The organism is Eubacterium sp. AF17-7, from assembly GCF_003461285.1.
In the GTDB taxonomy this organism is placed as follows: Bacteria; Bacillota; Clostridia; order Lachnospirales; family Lachnospiraceae; genus Eubacterium_U; species Eubacterium_U album.
Window position 1 is genome coordinate 460877 of sequence record NZ_QTWU01000001.1, and the last position, 22966, is coordinate 483842.

17 protein-coding genes are annotated in these 22966 nt (G+C 32.2%); 16 read left to right on the top strand and 1 reads right to left on the bottom strand.

The window, feature by feature from the left end:
- Window positions 1-7: 7 nt before the first annotated feature.
- The 11 genes from galE to DWW96_RS02020 all read left to right on the top strand — a co-directional run bounded on the left by galE (window position 8) and on the right by DWW96_RS02020 (window position 16379).
- Window positions 8-1033: a UDP-glucose 4-epimerase GalE gene (gene galE / locus DWW96_RS01970; RefSeq protein WP_022089684.1), complete on the top strand. Its 1026-nt coding sequence runs from the start codon at window positions 8-10 to the stop codon at window positions 1031-1033.
- 15 nt (window positions 1034-1048) lie between these two features.
- Window positions 1049-2362 carry an LCP family protein gene (locus DWW96_RS01975; RefSeq protein ID WP_117908650.1) on the top strand — a complete coding sequence of 438 codons (1314 nt, stop codon included), beginning with the start codon at window positions 1049-1051 and terminating at the stop codon, window positions 2360-2362.
- 239 nt (window positions 2363-2601) lie between these two features.
- Complete coding sequence (locus DWW96_RS01980) at window positions 2602-4218, top strand: trypsin-like peptidase domain-containing protein (protein WP_117908652.1); 1617 nt, start codon at window positions 2602-2604, stop codon at window positions 4216-4218.
- A 337-nt stretch (window positions 4219-4555) separates the two neighbouring features.
- Window positions 4556-6121, top strand: coding sequence for an ATP-dependent Clp protease ATP-binding subunit ClpX (gene clpX / locus DWW96_RS01985; RefSeq protein WP_117908654.1), 1566 nt, complete (start codon window positions 4556-4558; stop codon window positions 6119-6121).
- 253 nt (window positions 6122-6374) lie between these two features.
- Window positions 6375-8582 carry a glycosyltransferase gene (locus DWW96_RS01990; protein WP_117908656.1) on the top strand — a complete coding sequence of 736 codons (2208 nt, stop codon included), beginning with the start codon at window positions 6375-6377 and terminating at the stop codon, window positions 8580-8582.
- On the top strand, window positions 8557-9792 hold the full coding sequence (locus DWW96_RS01995) for a nucleotide sugar dehydrogenase (protein ID WP_117908658.1): 1236 nt from the start codon (window positions 8557-8559) through the stop codon (window positions 9790-9792). The genes DWW96_RS01990 and DWW96_RS01995 overlap by 26 nt, the downstream gene beginning before the upstream one ends.
- A gap of 32 nt (window positions 9793-9824) precedes the next feature.
- Window positions 9825-10514 carry a glycosyltransferase family 2 protein gene (locus DWW96_RS02000; protein WP_022089690.1) on the top strand — a complete coding sequence of 230 codons (690 nt, stop codon included), beginning with the start codon at window positions 9825-9827 and terminating at the stop codon, window positions 10512-10514.
- Between the two features lie 3 nt (window positions 10515-10517).
- A complete protein-coding gene (locus DWW96_RS02005; protein WP_022089691.1) occupies window positions 10518-10877 on the top strand; it encodes a DUF2304 domain-containing protein in 360 nt (119 codons plus the stop codon).
- Between the two features lie 284 nt (window positions 10878-11161).
- Window positions 11162-12877: a S8 family peptidase gene (locus DWW96_RS02010; RefSeq protein ID WP_022089692.1), complete on the top strand. Its 1716-nt coding sequence runs from the start codon at window positions 11162-11164 to the stop codon at window positions 12875-12877.
- A 144-nt stretch (window positions 12878-13021) separates the two neighbouring features.
- Entirely contained in the window at window positions 13022-14755 is a 1734-nt protein-coding gene (locus DWW96_RS02015; RefSeq protein WP_117908660.1) for a proline--tRNA ligase, read from the top strand.
- 310 nt (window positions 14756-15065) lie between these two features.
- Window positions 15066-16379 (top strand): HEAT repeat domain-containing protein, encoded by a 1314-nt coding sequence (locus DWW96_RS02020; RefSeq protein ID WP_158562624.1) that lies wholly within the window; start codon window positions 15066-15068, stop codon window positions 16377-16379.
- A gap of 151 nt (window positions 16380-16530) precedes the next feature.
- On the opposite strand, the gene DWW96_RS02025 is transcribed toward DWW96_RS02020, so the two are convergent.
- Window positions 16531-17067, bottom strand: a complete 537-nt coding sequence (locus DWW96_RS02025) for a hypothetical protein (protein ID WP_117908662.1) — start codon at window positions 17065-17067, stop codon at window positions 16531-16533.
- A gap of 355 nt (window positions 17068-17422) precedes the next feature.
- Here DWW96_RS02025 and DWW96_RS02030 point away from each other — a divergent pair, with 355 nt between their 5' ends.
- From DWW96_RS02030 to DWW96_RS02050, 5 genes are all read left to right on the top strand, one after another.
- A complete protein-coding gene (locus DWW96_RS02030; protein WP_022089696.1) occupies window positions 17423-17842 on the top strand; it encodes a transcriptional repressor in 420 nt (139 codons plus the stop codon).
- A gap of 81 nt (window positions 17843-17923) precedes the next feature.
- Window positions 17924-18964 (top strand): metal ABC transporter substrate-binding protein, encoded by a 1041-nt coding sequence (locus DWW96_RS02035; RefSeq protein ID WP_243002993.1) that lies wholly within the window; start codon window positions 17924-17926, stop codon window positions 18962-18964.
- Between the two features lie 15 nt (window positions 18965-18979).
- On the top strand, window positions 18980-19669 hold the full coding sequence (locus tag DWW96_RS02040; RefSeq protein WP_336306647.1) for a metal ABC transporter ATP-binding protein: 690 nt from the start codon (window positions 18980-18982) through the stop codon (window positions 19667-19669).
- A complete protein-coding gene (locus tag DWW96_RS02045) occupies window positions 19669-20508 on the top strand; it encodes a metal ABC transporter permease (protein ID WP_117908670.1) in 840 nt (279 codons plus the stop codon). Before DWW96_RS02040 ends, DWW96_RS02045 begins: the two co-directional genes overlap by 1 nt.
- A gap of 27 nt (window positions 20509-20535) precedes the next feature.
- Window positions 20536-22962 carry a DUF4125 family protein gene (locus tag DWW96_RS02050; protein WP_117908673.1) on the top strand — a complete coding sequence of 809 codons (2427 nt, stop codon included), beginning with the start codon at window positions 20536-20538 and terminating at the stop codon, window positions 22960-22962.
- Window positions 22963-22966: the final 4 nt, after the last annotated feature.

Genomic DNA, 22966 nt, shown 5'->3' on the forward strand with positions numbered 1-22966 from the left:
CTTGATTATGAGTACTATATTAGTAACCGGAGGAGCAGGATTTATTGGAAGTCATACATGTGTTGAATTATTAAATTCAGGATATGATGTAGTTGTTTTAGATAATTTGTCTAACTCATCAGAAGAATCCTTAAGAAGAGTTCAGAAGATTACAGGAAAAAGCCTGAAATTTTATGAAGGAGATATTGCTGACAAAGAATTAGTAGGTAAGATTTTAGATGAAAATAAGATTTTTGCAGTAATTCATTTTGCAGGATTAAAGGCAGTAGGAGAATCTGTTGCAAAACCATTAGAATATTACAGAAATAATATTTCAGGTACATTAGATATGTGCGATGTGATGAGAAACAAAGGGGTAAAGAATATTGTATTCAGTTCATCAGCTACAGTATACGGTGACCCGGCTACAGTACCTATTACTGAAGATTTCCCACTTTCAGCAACAAATCCATACGGAAGAACAAAACTTATGCAGGAAGAAATCTTTAGAGATTTCTATGTCGCTGATAAAGAATGGAACATTCTTTTATTAAGATATTTCAATCCAATTGGAGCACATAAGAGTGGAGAAATTGGAGAGGATCCTAACGGAATTCCAAACAACCTTATGCCATACATTGCAAAGGTGGCAACAGGTCAGCTTCCAAAGGTAAACGTATTTGGCAATGATTATCCTACAAAAGATGGTACGGGCGTAAGAGATTATATTCATGTAGTTGATTTGGCAAAGGGACATGTAAAGGCAATTCAGAAATTAGAAAAATGTCCTGATATAGGTGTTAAGGCATATAATTTAGGAACAGGAATCGGATATAGTGTATTAGATGTTATTGAGAACTTCAGCAAGGCCTGTGGAAAACAGATTCCTTACGAAATAACAGAAAGAAGACCTGGAGATATTGCAGAATGTTATGCAAATGCATCCCTTGCAAAAGAAGAGTTAGGCTGGGAAGCAGAATATGGAATCAAGGAAATGTGTGAAGATACATGGAATTGGCAAAAGAAAAACCCTAATGGATATAAGGGAGTATAATATTGGAGAATACAAATGAGTTCAAAAAATAAAACAAAGCAGCAGAAGTTAAGGTCTTTATCAAGATTAAAGAAGGTCCTGATATTTTTTGAAGTACTGTTTGCAGTATGTGTTATTTTAATGGGCACGGTAATGTTTGTGCCAGCTGTAAAAGGAGCAATTGTTGAAGGACTTACAAAAACACCGGTAGGACAAAATATAATAAAATTGTTCGGAAGCAAATCTTATGATAAAAGTGTATTTGATGGTGATTTTAACAAGAATCAAGTAGAAACAAATAATCTTCAATACAATTATTCTGAAGAATATACTAATTTTATTTTATTTGGAATTGATTCACGAACAAGTCAGTTTGATGAGGGTACAAACAGTGATTCAATGGTAATTGTAAGTGTTCACAATACTACAGGTGAAGTAAAGATGGTGTCTATTTATAGAGATACATTTTTGAGAATATATAATAGCGATGGAACATATAAATATTTCAAAGTAAATTCAGCATATTCAGTTGGTGGTGCTGAAGGAGCTATTAATACTTTAAATAAAAATTTGGATTTACAGCTTACAGATTACGTTACTGTTAATTTTGCTGGTGTAGCAAAGATAATAGATACTCTTGGTGGAATTAAAGTTAATCTTACAGATGATGAGGTTAATCAGCTTAATCATCATATGAAGAGTACAATCAGTACTACAGGAGAATATGCAAAGCCTATAGCCAAAAGTGGAAAGAACATAAAGCTGAATGGTATTCAGGCCACTACATATTGTAGAATCCGTAAGGCAACATTTTATGATCCGGACACTGGTAAAGCCATAAGGGATGACTTTGGAAGAGCTGCACGTCAGCGTTCTGTTATTATGAAATTAGTAGACAGAGCTAAAAAAGCAAGTGTAAGTGAACTTCAGCAGATGATAAACACTGTTTTAGATGGAAATACAAAGAAAGAAAAGATAATTTCTACAAGTTTTGATTTTGATCAGATAGTAGGAATGTTACCAATCATTTTTGATTTTTCATTGAGTGGAAGTGAAGGATTCCCATCAGAACTTACAACAGGAACAATAGATAATACAAGTTATGTTTTACCGCAGGGGTTAAGCCAGAATGTAACAGCATTGCATGAATTCCTTTATGGAGAAGAAAATTATCAGCCAACTTCAACTGTTGAAGAAATAGACAGTAGTATTGTCAGCCAGACAGGTGTTTCTTCAAGTTCTACAGGTTATAATCCTACAGAGATGGGTGGAACAAGTACAGATGAAGAGGAATCGCAGACAGAAGAGTATTATGATTACGATGATGGTGGCGATACAGAATTTCATTAAAGAAATATAAAAAATAGCTGAGAAGTATTTTAGAGAGCAAATGTGTAACTATTTACTTTTCGGCTATTTTTATGAGCAAGCCCATGTGGCTTAGACTTTTAGACTTTGGTATCAAAAATTGCTGTGATTTCAAAACTTTTTAACAAAGGGAACACAAAAACATCACAAATTAAAACTAAACTGTTACTTGTAATAAAGATAGACGTTACAAAGAATGTGTACAGAAAGGGGAAAGCAATATGTACGATGAAGAAAATAATGTTAACAGCAACCAGACAGAGGAAACTGTAAACGATAATCAAAATAGTAACAATGAAACAAATGGTAACGTAAACGGAAATAGTGAACAAAGTGGCTCATATTATAATAGTGGCAACACAAACAACAATGGTCAGGGTTCATATTACAATAGTGGAAATAATTCATATTATAATCAGAGTAATAATTCGAACAACGGATATGATAATTCAAATTCAGGATATAACAATTACAATAATGGTTATAATAACTATAATGATAACAACAAAAAGCCAAAAAAGAATAAGACTGCAATTTTAATTTCATGTATAGCAGGTGTGGTTGTTGTTTTAGCTGTAGGAGTTTCGTTAATAACAAGTTCTATTGCTGGAAAAGGTAATAATACAAATAACATTTTATCATCAGATAACAGCAGCAAAAAGACAACAACAGCAGATAATAAAGATATTCCTAGTGTCGGCTCAACAGATGTTATTGAAGATACAAATTCAGGCTCAGATGGAAAAGTTGTAATAACAGATGTATCTGATGTTGTTTCAGACGTTATGAATTCAGTTGTAGCTATTACAAATACTACATTAGTTCAATCAAATTATTATGATAATTTTAGTTATTTCTATGGTTATGGTTTTGGAAATAATGATGGAAATAACAATGGACAGTCATATGAAGAACAGTCAGCAGGTTCAGGAATTATCGTAGAACAGACAGACACAGAATTGCTTGTAGTTACAAATAACCACGTAGTAGAGGGCGCAGATTCATTATCAATTCAGTTTGTAGATGGTGAATCAGTTGAAGGTAGTGTAAAAGGTACAGATACAAAGGCAGATGTTGCTGTAGTAGCAATTAAATTATCAGATATTAAGGAATCAACTTTAAAAACAATTAAGAAAGCAACACTTGGGAATTCAGATGAAGTAACAGTAGGTGAAGGTGTAATTGCAATTGGTAATGCATTAGGATATGGTCAGTCAGTTACATCAGGAATTATTAGTGCAAAAGATAGAGAAGTAACATTTGATAATAACAATACAATGAAATTACTTCAGACAGATGCGGCAATTAATGGTGGTAACAGTGGTGGAGCTTTAATTAATGCAAAAGGTGAAGTAATCGGAATTAACGTAGCTAAATATTCATCAAGTTCTACATCTTCATCAGCAAGCGTAGAAGGAATGGGATTTGCAATTCCAATTTCATCAGTAACAGATATTATTAATAATTTGGAACAGAGAGAAACAAGATCAAAGGTTTCATCAGATGAAAAAGGATATCTTGGAATCCAGGGATATAGTGTAACATCGGATGCAGTAGAACAGTATTCAATGCCGGAAGGTGTTTATGTATACGCAGTAACAGACGGTGCGGCAGCAGCAAAAGCCGGAATCGTAGCAACAGATGTAATCGTAGGATTTGACGGTCAGACAGTAAATTCAATGGATGATTTACAGAGTATATTGGAATACTATAAAGCTGGAGAAACAGTTACTGTAAAAGTCGCATACAGAGACGGAAGAGATTATAAAGAAAAAGATGTAAGCTTAACATTAAGTTCTTCAAGCGAAGCAGGAGCAAATGAACAGACAACAAAATAATATATAGACTATAAAGAGTGAATAAGAAGCCTATAGATTTGTTTTAAAACAATTCTATGGGCTTTTTGGTGTCGTTTATTCAAAGAAATTGCCATAGCATATGGTTTTGTGATAATATGTTACAAGATTTAAAAGAATCAGATATATAATGCCTGAGTCAAAAGGGCTAACCCCACATGAACTTGCTCATAAGTGGGTGAAAGACCTTAGGACCCGCGCCAATATGAGCAAAAAGCGGGAAGACTATCCCACGATATGCGAATGTTGGGTAGAATCAAAGTTGGGGTGCCCCTGAAATTATATAAAGTACTATGGTGATAACTGAAAGGAAAACAGCATGGATAAAGAATTTGAAACAAAAGAAGATATGAATATAAAAGAAAACAAAGAAATCATTAATGATAAAGAAACGACAGATGAATCATTAGACAATACTAATGAAACAAAAAAAGACTATATAAAAAAAGAAGACACAACTTCAACAGACAAAGATGATAATGAAGATGAATATGAAAAAATTTGTTATGTCTGCAGAAGACCTGAGAGCCGTGCAGGAAAGATGGTATCAATGCCGGGAAACATATATGTATGTACAGATTGTTTGCAGAGAAGTTTTGATACAATGAATGATGGATTAGCAGGATTCCCGGGATTTGGCGGATTAAATGGGATGAATGTGAACATAAGTGAAGAGGATTTGGAAAAATTATTAAAAATGCCTAATGTAAGAATGGTTACAAGTGATGATTTTAATAGAGAAATTCCAAAAAATCAGAAATTAAAGAAAAAGAAAAAAACAGAAGAAAAAGAAGTTAAGACTATAGATTTGGCAAATTTGCCTGCTCCACATAAAATTAAAGAGCAGTTAGACGAATATGTGGTAGGTCAGGACTATGCTAAAAAAGTAATGTCAGTAGGTGTTTATAATCACTATAAGAGAGTTGCTAACACGATACAGGATGATGTTGAAATTGAAAAGTCAAACATGCTTATGATAGGACCTACAGGTTGTGGTAAAACATTTCTTGTAAAGACATTGGCAAAAATATTAGATGTGCCTTTGGCAATCGCAGATGCAACATCATTAACTGAGGCAGGATATATTGGTGATGATATAGAAAGTGTACTTTCTAAATTGTTGGCAGCAGCAGATAATGATGTAGAAAGAGCTGAGACAGGAATTGTATTTATTGATGAAATTGACAAATTAGCAAAGAAACAGAATTCAACAAATAGAGATGTAAGCGGAGAATCTGTTCAGCAGGGATTGTTAAAATTGCTAGAAGGCAGTGAAGTTGAGGTGCCGGTTGGAGCAACAAGTAAAAATGCAATGGTGCCTTTAGCAACAGTAAACACAAAGAATATATTATTTATATGTGGCGGTGCATTTCCGGGATTGGAAGATATTATTAAGGAACGTCTTAACAAGCAGGCAACAATAGGTTTTATGTCTGATTTGAAAGACAAATATGATAAAGATGCTAAAATATTATCTAAAGTAATAAATGAAGATTTGAGAAAATTTGGTATGATACCGGAATTCATTGGACGTCTTCCAATAATATTTACATTGGAAGGTTTGACAGAAGAAATGCTTGTAAAAATACTTACAGAGCCAAAAAATGCTATAATTAAACAGTACAAAAAGTTGCTGGCTATAGATGAAGTAGATTTAAGATTTACAGAAGATGCATTAAAAGAAATAGCTGCAAGAGCGATAAATAAAAATACAGGAGCAAGAGCTTTGCGGTCTATTATTGAGGACTTCATGCTAGACATTATGTACGAAATTCCAAAAGATGATAATATTGGAACAGTTACTGTGACAAAGGAATGCATAGAAAAGAAAGGTGCTCCTATAATCAGATTCAGAGGACAGGAATTACTTGAACAAAATGATTAGATTTTAGTCTGACTAATGATAAAGTCGTTTTATTAACGAACGAATTACCTAAATGATAAATTTATAGGCATAATATTAAAATGATTTATTTTATTAAGTTTATTTTAATAATTATGCAATAAAAATAAATGTTTGATAGTTTATTATATGATGGGTAGGATTGTGAGAGTGTAAATTTAGAACAATCTGCAACCCATATGTTAATATAAGCAAAACATAGGGACATGAGAGGAAAACGGTAGGAGATGTTATTGTGAAAAATATATATTCTGTTTTTAAAAACATAATAAATGGTCAGGATAGCTTAGAATGGGCGTTAGATTTAAATGATGATGATTTAAATGACAAAGAAAATGAAAGAAAAGAAGAAGTATTTAAAGTAATTAAATCAGACATAGAAAAACTTCCTAACAGGGGAATAAAAGGGAAACCATTAGTTTCCATAATAATTGTCAATAGAGAAACTGAAAAACTTGAAGAACTAATAGAATCTTTGCAAAAATGCAAATTTTATGACAATTATGAAATTATTATCGTTGATGCATTATCAGATGGACATTTGACAGAATGTGTTGAAAAATGGAAAAAGAAAATGGCCCTAACAGTTGTTAATAATAAAAAGAAAATAACAACTTCTATGATGAATAATGCCGGCGTAAAGAAAGCAAAGGGTGAATACTTTGTATTTCTTGATAATAATGTAATTGTTTCAGACAGATGGCTAGATGAATTGCTATATGCTTATCAGAATTTACCGCAGGCAGGTATTGTGTCGGGAAGATTAATATATCCTGCAATGCCAAAAGATAATAAAAATAGTGGCAATAGTTTCTGTATTCAAAGTACAGGAATAGAAATTAAAGGCTCAATTTTTGAAGATGCATATTTTATGCAACCATTTGATGTGGATAATAAAAAAGAAATATGTGAAGCGGATAAAGAAATAAAAGAGAGAGCAGCAGTGTCAGGGGCGATGATGTTAGTGAGCAGAGAAGTGTTCAATGAAATCGGACCTTTTGACAGAAAATATAATTTAGGCTACGAAAGTACAGATTTATGCCTTCATGGATTTTACAAAGGGTATAAGAATTATTATATTCCTACATCTAATGCTTTTTTCTGTGATACGGAAAATAAGTTGTATGATGATGAAACAAAGGACTTAAAGCGTATAAGAAAGAATGTAAAGGTATTTAAATGCGTATGGCAGAGCTATTTGCTAAGACAGGTTATTAAGGATAAAATAGAAGAAAATAATATTTTTACAAAAAATCCATTAAAGATTACAATAATAGAACCTGAAAATGATGAAAAGTGTAGAGATTTAGGCGAATCATTAAGTGATAAAGGTTATGATGTAGAATATTTAGAAGCAGAGAAATTACCTCATGCAGTAGGAATCTATACTGATGTCATTGTAGATGGAACAAATAATACAGAGAGCTCTGATTATACAGATACAAGAGATAGTGTTATAATAGTTCCTATAGAAAAATTTGATAAATTAGATGTTGATAAATTTAAGGATTTAGTATATGAAATTAATGATTATGTTGATCCAAAGGGAATAGACATATGTGGATCAATGCCAAATACAGAAGCGATTTATAATTGGGGAGATTATCATTATGCATTAGCACTTGCTAAATCTTTAGAGAAACTCGGTTATCATTGCACTGTTAAGACAAGAGATGAATGGTATGAGAGAAGTCGTAATGCGTATTCAATTGTTCTTAGAGGAAAATATGCATGCTATCCTAAGATAGAACAGAAGTATTCAATTATGTGGAATATTTCACACCCTGACAGAGTAAAAGTAGAAGAGTATAATTGTTTTGATATGGTTTATGCAGCTTCTGATGTAATTGAAAAACAGTTAAAGGAAAAAATAAAAGTTCCGGTAAAAACACTTATGCAGTGTACTGATCCGGAAGTTATGACTAATGTTAATGAAGAGGCAGAAAAGAAATACGAGCTTTTATTTGTTGGAAATTCAAGAAATGTATTTAGAACAATACTTAAAGATTTACTTCCTACAGAACATAAACTTACAGTTTATGGAGATGGATGGGATGAATTTCCTGTTAAAGATTATGTAGAAGCGAAGTATATGCCTAATGAGCAGGTTGGACAGGCTTATCACGATGCAAAAATATTATTAAATGACCATTGGGATGACATGAAGGATAATGGTATAATATCTAATCGTATATTTGATGCATTGGCAGCAGGGGCATTTATAATTAGTGATGATATGCCACAACTTCATAAATACTTTGAAGGTTGTCTGGTGACTTATAGAGACAGGGAAGATTTGAAAAATAAGATTGATTATTATTTGACTCATGAAGATGAGAGAAAAGAAATTGTAGGGAAAGGTAAAAAGATTGTATTAAGAAATCATACATTTGATGCGAGAGCAAAAGAAATCAGTTATGATTTGGAAAATAAAAAGGAGTAGGATTTTGAGTAAAATAGCAATAGCCGGAACAGGATATGTAGGATTATCAAATGCAGTTTTGTTAGCACAACATAATGACGTAGTGGCTGTAGATGTGATTGAAGAAAAAGTTAATATGATTAATAATAAGAAATCACCTATTGTAGATAAAGAAATTCAGGAATTCCTTACAGAAAAGAAATTAAATTTAAAAGCTACACTAGATGGTGAAAACGCTTATAAAGATGCTGAATTTGTCATTGTGTCAACACCTACAAATTATGACCCGGATAAAAATTATTTTGATACTTCATCAGTTGAACAGGTAATTGAACTCGTTCTTAAAGTAAATAAAGATGCTATAATTGTAATTAAATCAACAGTGCCTGTAGGATATACAGAGAGTGTCAGAAAAAAATATGATACGGAAAATATAATTTTTTCACCGGAATTTTTGCGTGAAGGAAGAGCATTATATGACAATTTGTATCCTTCAAGAATAATAGTTGGTGCACCTGATGATAATGAAAAAATAAAACAAGCTGCACACACATTTGCAAAACTTCTTGTGGAAGGAGCATTAAAGGAAAATATAGACGTTTTGTTTACAAAACCTACAGAAGCAGAGGCTGTTAAATTATTTGCTAACACATATTTAGCACTTAGAGTATCATTCTTTAATGAACTTGATACTTATGCTGAGGTTAGGGGACTTGACACAAAACAAATTATAGAGGGAATCGGACTTGACCCAAGAATCGGAAATTATTATAACAATCCGTCATTTGGATATGGTGGATATTGTCTGCCAAAAGATACAAAACAGCTTTTGGCAAATTATGAGAATGTCCCTAATAACATTATTGGAGCAATAGTAGAAGCAAATAACACAAGGAAAGATTTTATTGCAGAACAAATACTTAAAAAAGCAGGATTTCCACAGAACCAGAATGGCGTTGTAGGAATTTACAGGTTGACAATGAAGGCAAATTCTGATAATTTCAGACAGTCATCTATTCAAGGTGTTATGAAACGAATAAAGGCAAAAGGACTTAAAGTCGTTATATATGAACCTACGCTAAAAGAAGAAACATTCTTTAACAGTGAGGTAATAAAAGACGTTAATGAATTTAAAGAAAAATGTGACGTTATAGTTGCAAATAGATTTAATAATGATCTTGAGGATGTTTTAGATAAGGTTTATACAAGAGATTTGTATTTCAGAGATTAAGTGGTAGTATTTAAATTAAAGGAGAAAGATGCATGAAGAAATTGGTAATTATTCCTGCATATAATGAAAAGGACAGTATTGTAAATACTGTAAAAGATATTAAAGACAATGCACAGGGTTTTGATTATATTGTTGTAAATGATTGCTCAACAGATAATACTTATGATGTATGTGTAGAGAATGGATTAAAGGTAATTAATCTTCCATTGAATTTGGGAATTGGTGGAGCTGTACAGACCGGATATTTATATGCGTTTCAGAATGGATATGATATAGCAGTACAGTTTGATGGAGATGGACAACATGATGCAGCATACCTAAATGAGATGGCAGATTATCTTGTGAAAAATGAATGTGATATGGTAATCGGTTCAAGATTTATTGAAAAAGAAGGATTTCAGTCATCGTTTATCAGAAGAGTAGGAATAAAATATTTCACATTTTTAATTCATTTGCTTACAGGAAAGACAATAACAGACCCTACTTCAGGTATGAGAATGTGTAACAGAAGAACAATTGAAATGTTTGCCAAAGAATATCCTATAGATTATCCGGAACCGGAAAGTACGGTTCGTCTTATAAGACATAAGAGAAAGATTGAAGAAGTTCCGGTAATTATGAGAGAGAGAGCAGAAGGCGTTTCATCACTTTCATCAGTTAGACATTCGGTATACTATATGATAAAAGTATCCATAGCAATTTTGGTTGAGAAGTGGAGGTAGAATATGACAATTCGTTTACAGATTGTAATGACAGTAGTATTTTTATTGTTGTTTTGCATTATATATAATATGGTCAGAAAGAGAAAACTTGATTTAAAATTATCATTGCCATGGTTTATTGTGTTAATAGGACTTATAATTTTAGTCTGGATTCCTGATGCAATAGCAAAAATATCAGATTTAATGGGAGTATATTCTCCTGTAAATATGATTTTCTTATGTGGATTTGTATTTGCATTAATTTTAATATTTGTACTTACAACAACAGTTTCAAGATTAGCTGTTCGAGTAAGAAAGTTAACACAGATGGTAGGAATATTAAATAAAAAATTAGATTCAATAGAAAAAAATGAATTAAAATAATAAATAAAATTAATCACAATAAAAAGAATTCGTGTTGGTATATGCTGATGTGAATTCTTTTTTTCTTTCCGCCAAGTGTGAAAGAAGAAATTGTTTCTTGCCAGGCATGGGAAATCAAAGTTTATAACCGAACGGTGAGTGTGGTCACTATCTGATATTTTTTTATTGAGCAAAAATAAAAAATAGCTTTTGTGAAATATACAATAGATTGAATTTTAAAGAGAAAATAATCATATACTTTATAAAATAATATTGGAGAGGAAGATGACCAAAGCCATTAGGCAATGGCATCAGAAAATATGATGAGTGAATGTGCGGAAAGAATTATATCGGAAGATTATGCTGATTTTATAATAGAGATTGGATTTAGGGAAAATGAAGCACGGCAGGAATATAAAGATTTGTGCATACAGGATATAGGGTATAAATTTTCCGCCATATATTATCCATTATCTGAAATAAATCCGATAAGTGTGGGTGAGGATACATATATTGCAATTCCCAAACTTTTTGGACTTATGGATACGTCTGCAGTCGAAGCAACGGGAGCATTGCGACTGCAAAGAGTAAGAGGCACATCTTTAACAGGAAATGGTGTAATAGTTGGTTTTATAGATACCGGAATTGATTATACAAATGACATATTTAAAAATGTTACGGGTAGGACGAGAATTTTATCTATATGGGATCAAAGTGATCAGAGTGGAACTCACCCGCAAGGAATAGAATTTGGGAGTGAGTATACAAGGGAAGATATTGACAGGGCATTGCAAAGTGAAAATCCGTATTCGATTGTTCCAACTAAAGATACACAGGGGCACGGAACATTTATGGCAGGAGTGGCATGTGGAAGTGAGGATGTGGAAAATAATTTTATTGGTGCAGCAAATGAAAGTCAGATTGCGGTTGTAAAATTAAAAAAGGCAAAGAAATATCTTAGGGATTTCTATCTCATAGAGGAAAATGTTCAGGATGTATATCAGGAAAATGATATTATGCAGGCAGTGACATATTTGAGAAATCTGTCAAGAAGAGAAAGCAAACCACTTGTTTTGGTTTTAGGTTTAGGTACAGGAAGTGGTCAAAGGTCCGGAGGTTCAGCTTTATCCCAACAATTAAATGATTTGGGTGAAATGATTGGATGTTGCGTAGTTACTTGCGCAGGAAATGAAGGAAATGCAAGACTTCATTATAAAGGCAGCGTGTTAAATAAAGAATATGAAGATGTAGAACTTAGGGTGGGCGAAGGAACAAATGGATTTACAATGGAACTTTGGGGAAATTCACCGGATATAATATCGGTTGCTTTTATTTCGCCTTCGGGAGAAATGATATCAAGGATTCCGGCAAGAGTAGGGCAAAGTGATACGGTAGAATTTTTGCTTGAAAAAAGTAAAATAGATATCAGTTATAGTCTTGTTGAAGCAGGCGGTGGTGTTGAACTAATATTTATGAGATTTATAGACCCTACGCCCGGAGTGTGGATAATCAGGGTATATGGAAATAATATATTAGAAGGTGATTACAATATCTGGCTTCCCATAAAGCAATTTATAGACAAAGAAACATATTTCTTAAAACCAAATCCTGATATAACTTTGACAGTTCCTTCGACAACTCAGGCTACAATAACGGTAGCGGCATATGATAATATGACAAATGCGTTATTTACAGATTCAAGCAGAGGTTTTACCAGAACAAATGAAATTAAGCCGGATATTACTGCGCCTGGTGTAAATGTCTATGGACCCGGAATAAACAATAATTATGTGCGAAAGTCAGGAACATCGGTTGCAGCAGCTTTAGTTGCAGGAAACTGTGCACAACTTATGCAGTGGGGAATAGTGGAAAAAAATGAAACTCAAATGAAAACAAATTATATAAAAAACTTTTTAATAAGAGGGGCAATAAGGGATAGAAACATAGTTTATCCATCTAAAGAATGGGGATATGGTAAAGTAAATGTATATGAAGCCTTTAGCATACTTAGAAATAAATAATAAAGTGTACTAATTCTCATCACCCATAGAATAAAGTGTACTAACTGTTCTCTCCCATTGATTTTTTTATAAATATATATTAAAATAAAGCAGTTAAAGACATAGCACATTGTGCCAGAATTTACATTAGTGAAGGAGAGAACGATGAAATTATCAAAATTAGTTGGCGACAGATTTAAAGAAAGACCTGCAAATTGTCAGATTGACAGTCATGCACTTATGGTTAGAGGAGGCTATATTAAAAATGTAGCAAATGGAATTTATTCACAGTTTCCGCCGATGAAGAGAATTTCACAGAAAATAGAAGCAATTATCAGAGACGAAATGGATAAGATTGATGGACAGGAAGTTTTATTCCCTGTTGCATTACCGGGTAGTCTTTGGGAAGAATCAGGAAGATATGAAAGTGTAGGTTCAGAACTCTTAAGATTTACAGACAGAACAGGAAGTAAGATGGTTCTTGGAATGACACACGAAGAAGCATCAGTTCAGTTAGTAAGAGAATACGCTAACAGTTATGCAAAATATCCATTTATGATTTATCAGATACAGACAAAATTCCGTGATGAGGCAAGACCTAGAGCAGGACTTATCCGTGTACGTGAATTTACAATGAAAGATGCATATTCATTTCATACATCACAGGAGGATTTGGAACAGTACTATCACAAGTGCTATGATGCATACTGCAGAATTTTTGCAAGATGCGGAATTCCTGAAGTAGCAGTTGTAAAATCTGATTCAGGTATGATGGGTGGAAATATTTCTCATGAATATATGCTTCTTACACCGGCAGGGGAAGATTCAATAGCAATTTGTCCTGAATGTGGATACAGTGCAAATGTAGAAGCAGCAGAATCAATTGTAGAAAATGAAAACAAACTTCCAAAAGAAGAATTGAAGGAAGTTCCAACACCTCATGCAGGAACAATAGAAGAACTTTGTGATTTCTTAAAAATACCTGCAGAAAATACTGCAAAGGCTGTTGTATATCAGAGAAATGAAGATGACACATTTGTTGTTGCGTTTATAAGAGGAGATTTAGATATAAATGAAGCTAAACTTACAAAGGTAGTAGGTTGTGACATTCATCCGGCTGATATTGTTGATGACAGTGTATTAACAGCAGGATTTATCGGACCTGTTGGTATTTCTGATAAAGTAACTGTGTTCTTTGACAGTTCATTAAAAGGAATTGATTATCTTGTAACAGGTGCTAATAAAGTTGACACTCATTATACAGGATTTAATGTTGAAAGAGACTGTGGAGATGTTGAATATTATGATTTGGCAAAAATTGCCGAAGGTGGAATCTGCCCACAGTGTGGAAAGAAAACAATTACAATTTCAAGAGGAATTGAAGTTGGTAATATATTCCAGTTAGGAACAAAGTATTCAAAGGCTATGAACTTTACATATACTGATGAAAATGGAGAAACACAGTATCCTATCATGGGATGCTATGGTATTGGTGTAGGTCGTATGGCAGCTTCAATTTGCGAAGTAAGACATGATGACTTCGGACCAATCTGGCCAATTACAATTGCTCCATGGCAGGTACACATTTGTTGCTTAAGAAGTGATGATGAAGAATGTAAGGCTTATGCAGATAATTTATATGAAACACTTCAGAATAAAGGCATTGAAGTAATATATGATGACAGAAAAGCAAGACCGGGAGCTATGTTCGCAGATGCTGACTTACTTGGAGTGCCTGTACGTGTTGTAGTAAGTCCAAGAAATATGGGAGAAGGTGTTGTAGAAATCTCAACAAGAGATAAGAGCATTCAGCAGAAGACACCTACAGATGATGCAGTAACAGAAGTTGAAAACATTATTGCACAGTTAAAAGAACAGATTTATTCACATGTAAAATAGCATTGAGAAATGTAACTTGATTGTTAGTAATTAAAAAGGTTAGAATGATGTATAACATCATTTTAACCTTTTTTTATATTATAGCTACTATGCTACATTTTACTTTTTTTATTGTGAATTAATATAGTTGATGATACAATAAATTTAAAATAAATGATAAATTGTATTGTGAAAAACATTAATAAATGACTTAATCTCTGAACAGAACCAGATTGATGTATCAGATAGAATCTGACATTTCAATATGATGTTGTTTGGGGATTTTTTTACAGGAGAATGTAATGAAATTCTAATGGTTGAGGAAGGAACAATGATGAATTTTAAAGAAAAATGTGAGCTGTTGACATATCTACAAGAAAAATCATACGTGGAAGATTTTGATGAAAAAGATTATAGTATATTAAGTGAATTATCTTATGATGAAGATGCCTATATTAGAGCTGTTGTTGCAGAAACTCTAGTAGAGTCTAGTGATGAAAAAGGCGAACAGATATTGTTACGATTAACTAAAGACCATGATTGGCTGGTAAGGACAGATGCATGTGATTCATTGTGCATAAGTGAATCTGTTGATACATATAATCTGTTAAAAGAAATTGCAAAGAAAGATACAAGTGGTTTGGTGCGGGGATATGCAATATTGTCATTAGAAAATATTGCAAATAGAATTAATAGGGAAAATGAGTTGATTGAATTTTTGGAAGAAAGGATAATAAAGGAAAAAGTTCAGTTTACAAGAATAAATACATATACTGCTTTATATAAATTGGGACGAGAGAAATATTTGAAAAATTTATTATCTATGTTTAATTCAAAAAAATATGAGAATAGACATTCGGTAGTTGAAAGTTTACATGAAATTTTTGATGATAGCAATAAAAATGAGATTATTACAGCCTTATTAGAGCATAAGAAAGTTGAAACAGCGGGGTCAGTAATTTATAGAATTAATGATATAATTGAGGAAATATTCTTAATTGATTTAAAGGAAAAGTCAGATGAGAAAGGCATTGATGAGAAAGATTTTTGTAGATTGAAAGAGATTTCAGTCGAGGGAAGTTGTAATAATAGAGGTTTCGCTGCTAGAGTATTAGTTAATTCGAATTTGAAAGAAGGAGAAAAAATATTGCAACGATTAGCTCATGATAATGATCTATTTGTGAGAATGGAAGCATGTGATTCATTATGTAATGGTAAATCCTTAAAAACCTATAAATTACTAAAGAATATAGGAGAAAAAGATACAAGTGGTTTGGTACGAGGATATGCAATAGCATCATTGGGAGATGTAGCGATTGAGATAAATCAGCAGCATGATTTAATTGAATTTTTGAAACGTAGATTGTTAAATGAAAAAGTTGAGTTTGCGAGAATATATATATTTAGTGTTTTATATAGTTTAGGTATAGAAGAATATTTAGCGAATTTATTATCAATGTTAAATTCAAAAAGATATCAAAACAGACAGACAGTAGTTGAAAACTTAAGTGAAATTGTAAATGATAGTAATAAAGAAGTGATACGTACAACATTAATTGAACATAAGAAAATTGAGACTAAATGTTCAGTTATTTCTGAAATTAATGAAGTACTTGAACAGATAGAAAGAGATTGGGATGAATAAAACAAGAAGTTATTATTTGGCAACGGTAATCTGTTTTGGTGGTCTTTTCCTGAAAATTTTGAAATTCCATAGCATAAATATAAAAGAATAATGAACTAAAAAAGGATTGATTCTATAATTTATATAGGTCCAATCCTTTTTTGTTATACAATTATCTTCTTCTGGCATATTTGCCTTTTTTCTTATTAGGATTAATCTTCTTTTGTTTTTTCTGAGTACATTCGCCAAAGAAATAAATAATTTTTCGCCCATTTTCTTTATAGTGTTCCTTCACGAACAAAAAGTATATGAAGAAAATTACTCCAATTATCATTATGTTAGGATTCTTATTCATAAACCAAAACATTAGCAATAAAGATACAATGGACAAAATAACAACAATATTAAAAATTGCTGACATAAAAGTAAAACCTTTTATAAAACATAAACCATCCTTTTCGATAATCTTACCAGTGAAAACATTGTTGATTGATGTAATAAAATCCTTTTGTTCATTGCCACTTATGTAATAAGTGCATAATTTTTTCTTTTCTTCATCATAAGAAACATGAACACCTGGTTCTTTACCTTCAAATGTCTCAATAGACCAATATCCGAAAGGCTCTTCGTCATTATAATGTTCTGCTTTTTTTAGTCGGTTTACCAAAGTGTTTAAGGGCATATTAGCCTCGAGATTTACGTATCGCATAAAATCACCTCATATCATTTAGTAACAGGTCGGTGAAGAATTATTAAATAAATAACACTTCGCCAAAACTTAATAAAGATTATAACATATTAAAGATGTCATGGTCAAAAAGTTTAAGCTCACATAAGTTTGATTATGAGTGAGTGAAAGAACTTTTGCCCCTGGCATCAAATTAAATTACAAGATAGCAAATTATACTTCAAAATATAACACGAAAAAAATGAGAACAAAATGAAAAAGATTTTCAAATTCGTTGACTAAAACAAAAAATAAGAGTAAAATGAAAAAGATTTTCAAATTGGATGATAATATAATGTACCAAATATATATATTTTCTGAAAGGCAGGAATATAAAATGAGTGGAAATAAAAATTATAAAACTAAACAGCAAAGTGCCATTATGGATTGTATAAAGACAAATGCTAATGGTTATGTAACAGTTAACGATATATGGAATTACTTAAAAGAACATAATTACTCAGTTGGACAGACTACAATATACAGACATTTAGATAAAATGGAAGAGGCAGGAATTGTAACAAGATTAAAAGTAGAAGGACAGGCAGGAGCATGCTATAAATATTTGAATCCTCAAGAAAAGATTGAAGATGGATTTTACATAAAATGCGAAGAATGCGGGGAGGTTACAAGAATGGAATGCCATCATTTAGAAGAAATATACAGACATATTGGTGATGACCATAATTTCAGAATAAATCCTAAAAAGACTGTATTTTATGGAAAATGTGAAAAATGTCAAAAGTCAGATAAATAGAGTTATATAAAAAACCGGAAGGCAGAAAGAATTATTGAATCTAATAAAAAAGCCGGAAAGCAGGTAAGCAGATTAATGAAAATGAAAAAAATATTAACAATTATCTTATCTATAATTGTGGCAGTATCGTTTAACGGATGTAAAGCTACACAGAATACAGAACCACAGGATGATGCAAGAATAAAGATAGTAACTACATTATTTCCATATTATGATTTTGTAAGAGCAGTTACAAAAGAAGTAGATGGAATTTCGATTACAATGACGGTTGCACCGGGACAGGACAGCCACTCGTTTGAGCCGACACCGAAAGACATAATAAAAATTGAAAATGCAGATTTGTTTATATATAACGGAGGCACTTTAGAAACATGGGTTGACTCTGTTTTAGGGGCATTGTCAAATGATGAACAGGTTATGCGAATGATGGACTATGTTGATGTTATGGAAGAAGAAACGGTAGAAGGAATGGATTTGAGATATGAGCATTCCCATGACCATAGTGAAGAAATGCATAGTCATAGTGAAGAAAGTGAGCATTCATATGACGAAGAAAGTGAACATTCACATGACGAAGAAAGTGAACATTCACATGATGACAAGGAATATGATGAGCATATTTGGACATCACCTGTAAATGCAATGAAGATGGTTGGGTATATATGTGATGAAATGATAAAGATTGACCCTGAAAATGCAGAAATATATAAAGCAAATGCGGATGAATATATAGGAAAAATACAAAACATTGATACACAGATAAGGAAAATTGTAAATAAGATGGACAAAAAAGAAATTATATTTGCAGACAAATTTCCATTATTATATTTTGCAAAAGAATATGGATTAAGTTATTATGCAGCATTTCCGGGATGTGCCGAAGACACAGAGCCAAGTGCAAGAACAATAGCGTTTCTTATAGACAAAATAAACGAAGATAAAATTAATAAGGTTTACTATTTGGAATTAAGCAGTAAGGCAGTGGCAAATACAATATGCGAAGACACAGGAGCAAAGGCATATGAGTTTAACAGTTGTCATAATATAACGGAAAAACAGTTTCAAAGTGGAGTTACTTATGTAGACCTGATGACAAAAAATCTTGAAGTATTAAAAAAATAGAGAGCAGGGATTGATATGATATTTGAATGTGAAAACGTAACGTTAGGTTATGAGAATAAAATAGTTATATCGAATTTATCATTTACAATTGATAAAGGAGATTATGTGTGTATTGTAGGTGAAAATGGAACAGGAAAAAGTACATTAGTAAAAACAATTCTTGGCCTTATAAAACCTCTTGAAGGAAAAATGAATTTAAAAGAAGGAAAGATTGGTTATCTTCCGCAGCAGACAATGATACAGAAGGATTTCCCGGCAAGTGTATGGGAAGTTGTATTATCCGGAAACTTAAATAATAAAAGAAAAATTCCATTTTACACAAAAGCAGACCGACAGGAAGCAATGAAAAATATGGAAAAACTTGGGATAACTAATTTAAAAAAGACATGTTACGGAGAACTTTCAGGAGGACAACAGCAAAGAGTACTTTTAGCTAGAGCATTATGTGCAATGAGCAATGTACTTATTTTAGATGAACCTGTTACAGGACTTGATCCTACAGCAACAAAGGAAATGTATGAATTAATAAAAGAATTAAATGTGAAAGACAATGTTACGATAATTATGGTAACACATGATATTGAAAATGCAGTAAATTATGCTAATAAAATATTGCATTTAGGACGAAAGAAATATTTTTACGGAACTGTAGAAGAATATGAAAAATCAAATACATCAGATGCTTTTTTAGGAGGTAATGAATAATGTCAGTAATTATAGAAATGATGTCATATCCATTTATGCAAAGGGCATTTATAGGTGGATTATTAGTGGCATTATGTGCTGCACTTTTAGGAGTGAGTCTTGTATTAAAGAGATATTCAATGATTGGAGACGGATTATCTCATGTATCATTTGGAGCACTTTCAATTGCGGTAGCATGCGGATTTGCACCAATAAAATTTTCAATACCTGTAGTAATTATTGCAGCCTTCTTTCTTCTTAGAATGGCTGAAAATGGAAAAATGCACAGTGATGCGGCAATTGCAGTTGCTTCAGCGTCAGCACTTGCAATTGGTGTAATTGTTACAAGTCTTACAACAGGTTTAAGCACAGATGTATACAGTTATATGTTCGGAAGTGTTCTTGCAATGTCAAAAGATGATGTGGAAATGAGTGTAATACTTTCGATTATCGTATTAATAGTATTTGTATTTTGCTATCACAAAATATTCGCAGTTACATTTGATGAAAATTTTTCAAAAGCATCAGGAGTTAAAGTGAATTTTTATAATACATTGATTTCTATCTTTACAGCAGTTACAGTAGTAATAGGTGTAAAAATGATGGGAGCGATGCTTATTTCAAGCTTAATAATATTTCCTTCCCTTACATCAATGAGAGTATATAAAAGTTTTTTAAGTGTAACAATATGTTCAGCTGTAATAGCGATGATTAATTTTATTGCAGGACTTATTGCATCATATGTATTATCAATACCGGCAGGTGCAAGTGTAGTAGTGGCAAATTTAATTATGTTTGTTGCGTTCATTATTGTTGGAAATATATTAAATGTAATTCGATTGAGAAAATATAGTAAATAAAATAGAAAAGAAAGGAAAGGACGAGCTATGGATATTCAGGCATTTTTAAATGGGTTAGATAAATTATTTGCAAAAAAGGCGATAGATGAGGTGGAGCCATTTTTAAATGAAAGTATGGAAAATGCAAAAAAAGAAAATGACAAATCAGCTCAGTTTACCATATTAAATGAAATGATGGGATTCTTCAGAGATACAAGTCAGTATGACAAGTCTATAAAAGCCTGTAATCAGTGCCTTTCTTTAATGAAAGAAATGAATATTGAAGGAACGGTTGATTATGCTACTTCTTTGCAAAATATAGCAAATGCCCATCGTGCTGCAGGTAAACTTGAACAGTCACTTATGTTTTACAATGAGGCAATGAAAATTTATGAGAAAAATATTGAACCAAATGATTTTAGAATGGCAAGCATAAATAACAATATAGCCCTTCTATATCAGGAAATGGGAGATTATGTAAATGCAGTAGCGCATTTGAAAATGGCATTGTGTATTATTGAACAACTAAGTGATTCCAGAATAGAGGTGGCAGTTACCCATTCTAATCTTGGAGCATCTTTGGTTCAGTTAGGAAGAATTGATGAAGCTGTAAAACATTTGAATAAAGCATTAGCACTTTTTAGGCAGGATGAGGTAAAAGATTTTCATTACAGTGCCGCTTTATCAGCGATGGCATCATTAAAAGCTCAGATAGGAGAATATGAAACAGCAGCCAAATTGTATGAGGAAGCCTTAGATGAGATAAGAATTAATATGGGCAAAGGAACTGCATATAAAATAACAGAAGATAATTTACGACAGATTTACAGTATTTTAGGAGTTCATACAAATTTAGATTCAGATAAAATAGAAAATGGAATTGAATTAAGCAGAAAATTTTATGAGACATATGGAGAACCGATGATTCACGAAAAATTTTCTGACTACGAAAATAAAATCGCAGTAGGTCTTGTTGGTGAGGGCTCGGAGAGGTTTGGATTTGATGATAAATATTCAAGAGACCATGATTTTGGTGCAGGTTTTTGTATGTGGGTTAGCACATCTACATATGATGCAATAGGCAAAGAATTAGAAGAAGAATATGAAAAAATAATTTCTGAACACGAAGAAGAATTTATGAAAAAATATGGGTTCTTAAGTGAAAATGAAAAATCATATAAAACACCAACAGCTGATGGAAGATGTGGCGTATCAAAAATAGGTGATTTTTATGAAAAATATACGGGATATAAGTTACCACCAAAGACTGTAGGAGAATGGATAGAAATTGATGATTACAAATTAGCGACAGTAACTAATGGAGCTGTATTTAAGGATAATGAAGATAAGTTCTCAACAATAAGAAGTGAGTTCGCAAACATTCCGGAAACAGTAAGAAAAGTTAAAATTTCAAGAGAATTGGCTGCAATGGCACAGACGGGTCAGAGTAATTACGAAAGGGCAATGGCAAGAAAAGATTTTGTTACTGCGAATATTTGTATTTCAGAATTTATGCAACATACAATGAAAATTGTTTATTTGCTTAACAGAAAATATGCTCCATATTACAAATGGATGCTTAAGGGAATGAAAGAACTGGAAATTTTGCCGGAGGTATCTGCGGTATTAAAGGCTTTAGCTGACTTGCCTGACCAAAGAGAAAACTGGAAAGATTATTCATATTCAAGTCGTGATAAGAACGAAAATGATATGAAAGTTGCAGCAATTGAAATAATCAGCAAGATGATAATAGAGCAGCTTGTAAAACAGAACATTGTTGAAGAAGGAAGTTGCACAACAACATTTTTAAATGATTATTCTAGAATAATTATGGAGAATCTGACTTTGAAAAATAAAGAAAACGCATTTGACAGGGAAAAAGTAATAGATAAAATTATAGATTTGGAGTTTGAAGCATTTGATAAAGTACAAAATGTAGGTGGAAGAGCGGAATGTCAAAACAATTTTCCAATGTTTTACATTATGCGTAAAAGCCAGTATTTGACATGGACAGATGAAATGCTTTCATGCATACTTGAACTGTGGACGGAAAACAGGGAAAAAGGACTGAATATGATTACGGAAAAATATGCAAGGATGATGGAAAGCACTTCACCTGATGAATATGCTGAATTTGCAGATAAGCTCCCTAAAAAAACAGAGAAGACAAGAAAAATTGTGGATGAAATCGCAAAAATTCAGGTTGATTGGATGGAAGAGTTTTCAAAAGAATATCCAAAACTTGCAAATAATGCAAGAGACATAACCAGCGATTCTGATAATTTATATAACACATCTTATGAAACATATTTAAAAGGTGAGTTGTTGACATATTCAGAAAAATTATTAAAATTGTATGGGCAGTTTGTAATTAATCTTGCAAAAGAAGGCAAAAATCTTGCGGAAATGACAATAAAAAATACAGCTTTACTGTCAGGTTACAAATCGTTAGATGAAGCAGAGAAAAACAATTAGTATA

Excerpts from the sequence above, each read along its gene's own strand:
- galE (WP_022089684.1), top strand. The coding sequence starts at position 8 with ATGAGTACTATATTAGTAACCGGAGGAGCAGGATTTATTGGAAGTCAT.
- DWW96_RS01975 (WP_117908650.1), top strand. The coding sequence starts at position 1,049 with ATGAGTTCAAAAAATAAAACAAAGCAGCAGAAGTTAAGGTCTTTATCA.
- DWW96_RS01980 (WP_117908652.1), top strand. The coding sequence starts at position 2,602 with ATGTACGATGAAGAAAATAATGTTAACAGCAACCAGACAGAGGAAACT.
- clpX (WP_117908654.1), top strand. The coding sequence starts at position 4,556 with ATGGATAAAGAATTTGAAACAAAAGAAGATATGAATATAAAAGAAAAC.
- DWW96_RS01995 (WP_117908658.1), top strand. The coding sequence starts at position 8,557 with ATGATTTGGAAAATAAAAAGGAGTAGGATTTTGAGTAAAATAGCAATA.
- DWW96_RS02000 (WP_022089690.1), top strand. The coding sequence starts at position 9,825 with ATGAAGAAATTGGTAATTATTCCTGCATATAATGAAAAGGACAGTATT.
- DWW96_RS02005 (WP_022089691.1), top strand. The coding sequence starts at position 10,518 with ATGACAATTCGTTTACAGATTGTAATGACAGTAGTATTTTTATTGTTG.
- DWW96_RS02010 (WP_022089692.1), top strand. The coding sequence starts at position 11,162 with ATGGCATCAGAAAATATGATGAGTGAATGTGCGGAAAGAATTATATCG.
- DWW96_RS02015 (WP_117908660.1), top strand. The coding sequence starts at position 13,022 with ATGAAATTATCAAAATTAGTTGGCGACAGATTTAAAGAAAGACCTGCA.
- DWW96_RS02020 (WP_158562624.1), top strand. The coding sequence starts at position 15,066 with ATGATGAATTTTAAAGAAAAATGTGAGCTGTTGACATATCTACAAGAA.
- DWW96_RS02025 (WP_117908662.1), bottom strand. The coding sequence starts at position 17,067 with ATGCGATACGTAAATCTCGAGGCTAATATGCCCTTAAACACTTTGGTA.
- DWW96_RS02030 (WP_022089696.1), top strand. The coding sequence starts at position 17,423 with ATGAGTGGAAATAAAAATTATAAAACTAAACAGCAAAGTGCCATTATG.
- DWW96_RS02035 (WP_243002993.1), top strand. The coding sequence starts at position 17,924 with ATGAAAAAAATATTAACAATTATCTTATCTATAATTGTGGCAGTATCG.
- DWW96_RS02040 (WP_336306647.1), top strand. The coding sequence starts at position 18,980 with ATGATATTTGAATGTGAAAACGTAACGTTAGGTTATGAGAATAAAATA.
- DWW96_RS02045 (WP_117908670.1), top strand. The coding sequence starts at position 19,669 with ATGTCAGTAATTATAGAAATGATGTCATATCCATTTATGCAAAGGGCA.
- DWW96_RS02050 (WP_117908673.1), top strand. The coding sequence starts at position 20,536 with ATGGATATTCAGGCATTTTTAAATGGGTTAGATAAATTATTTGCAAAA.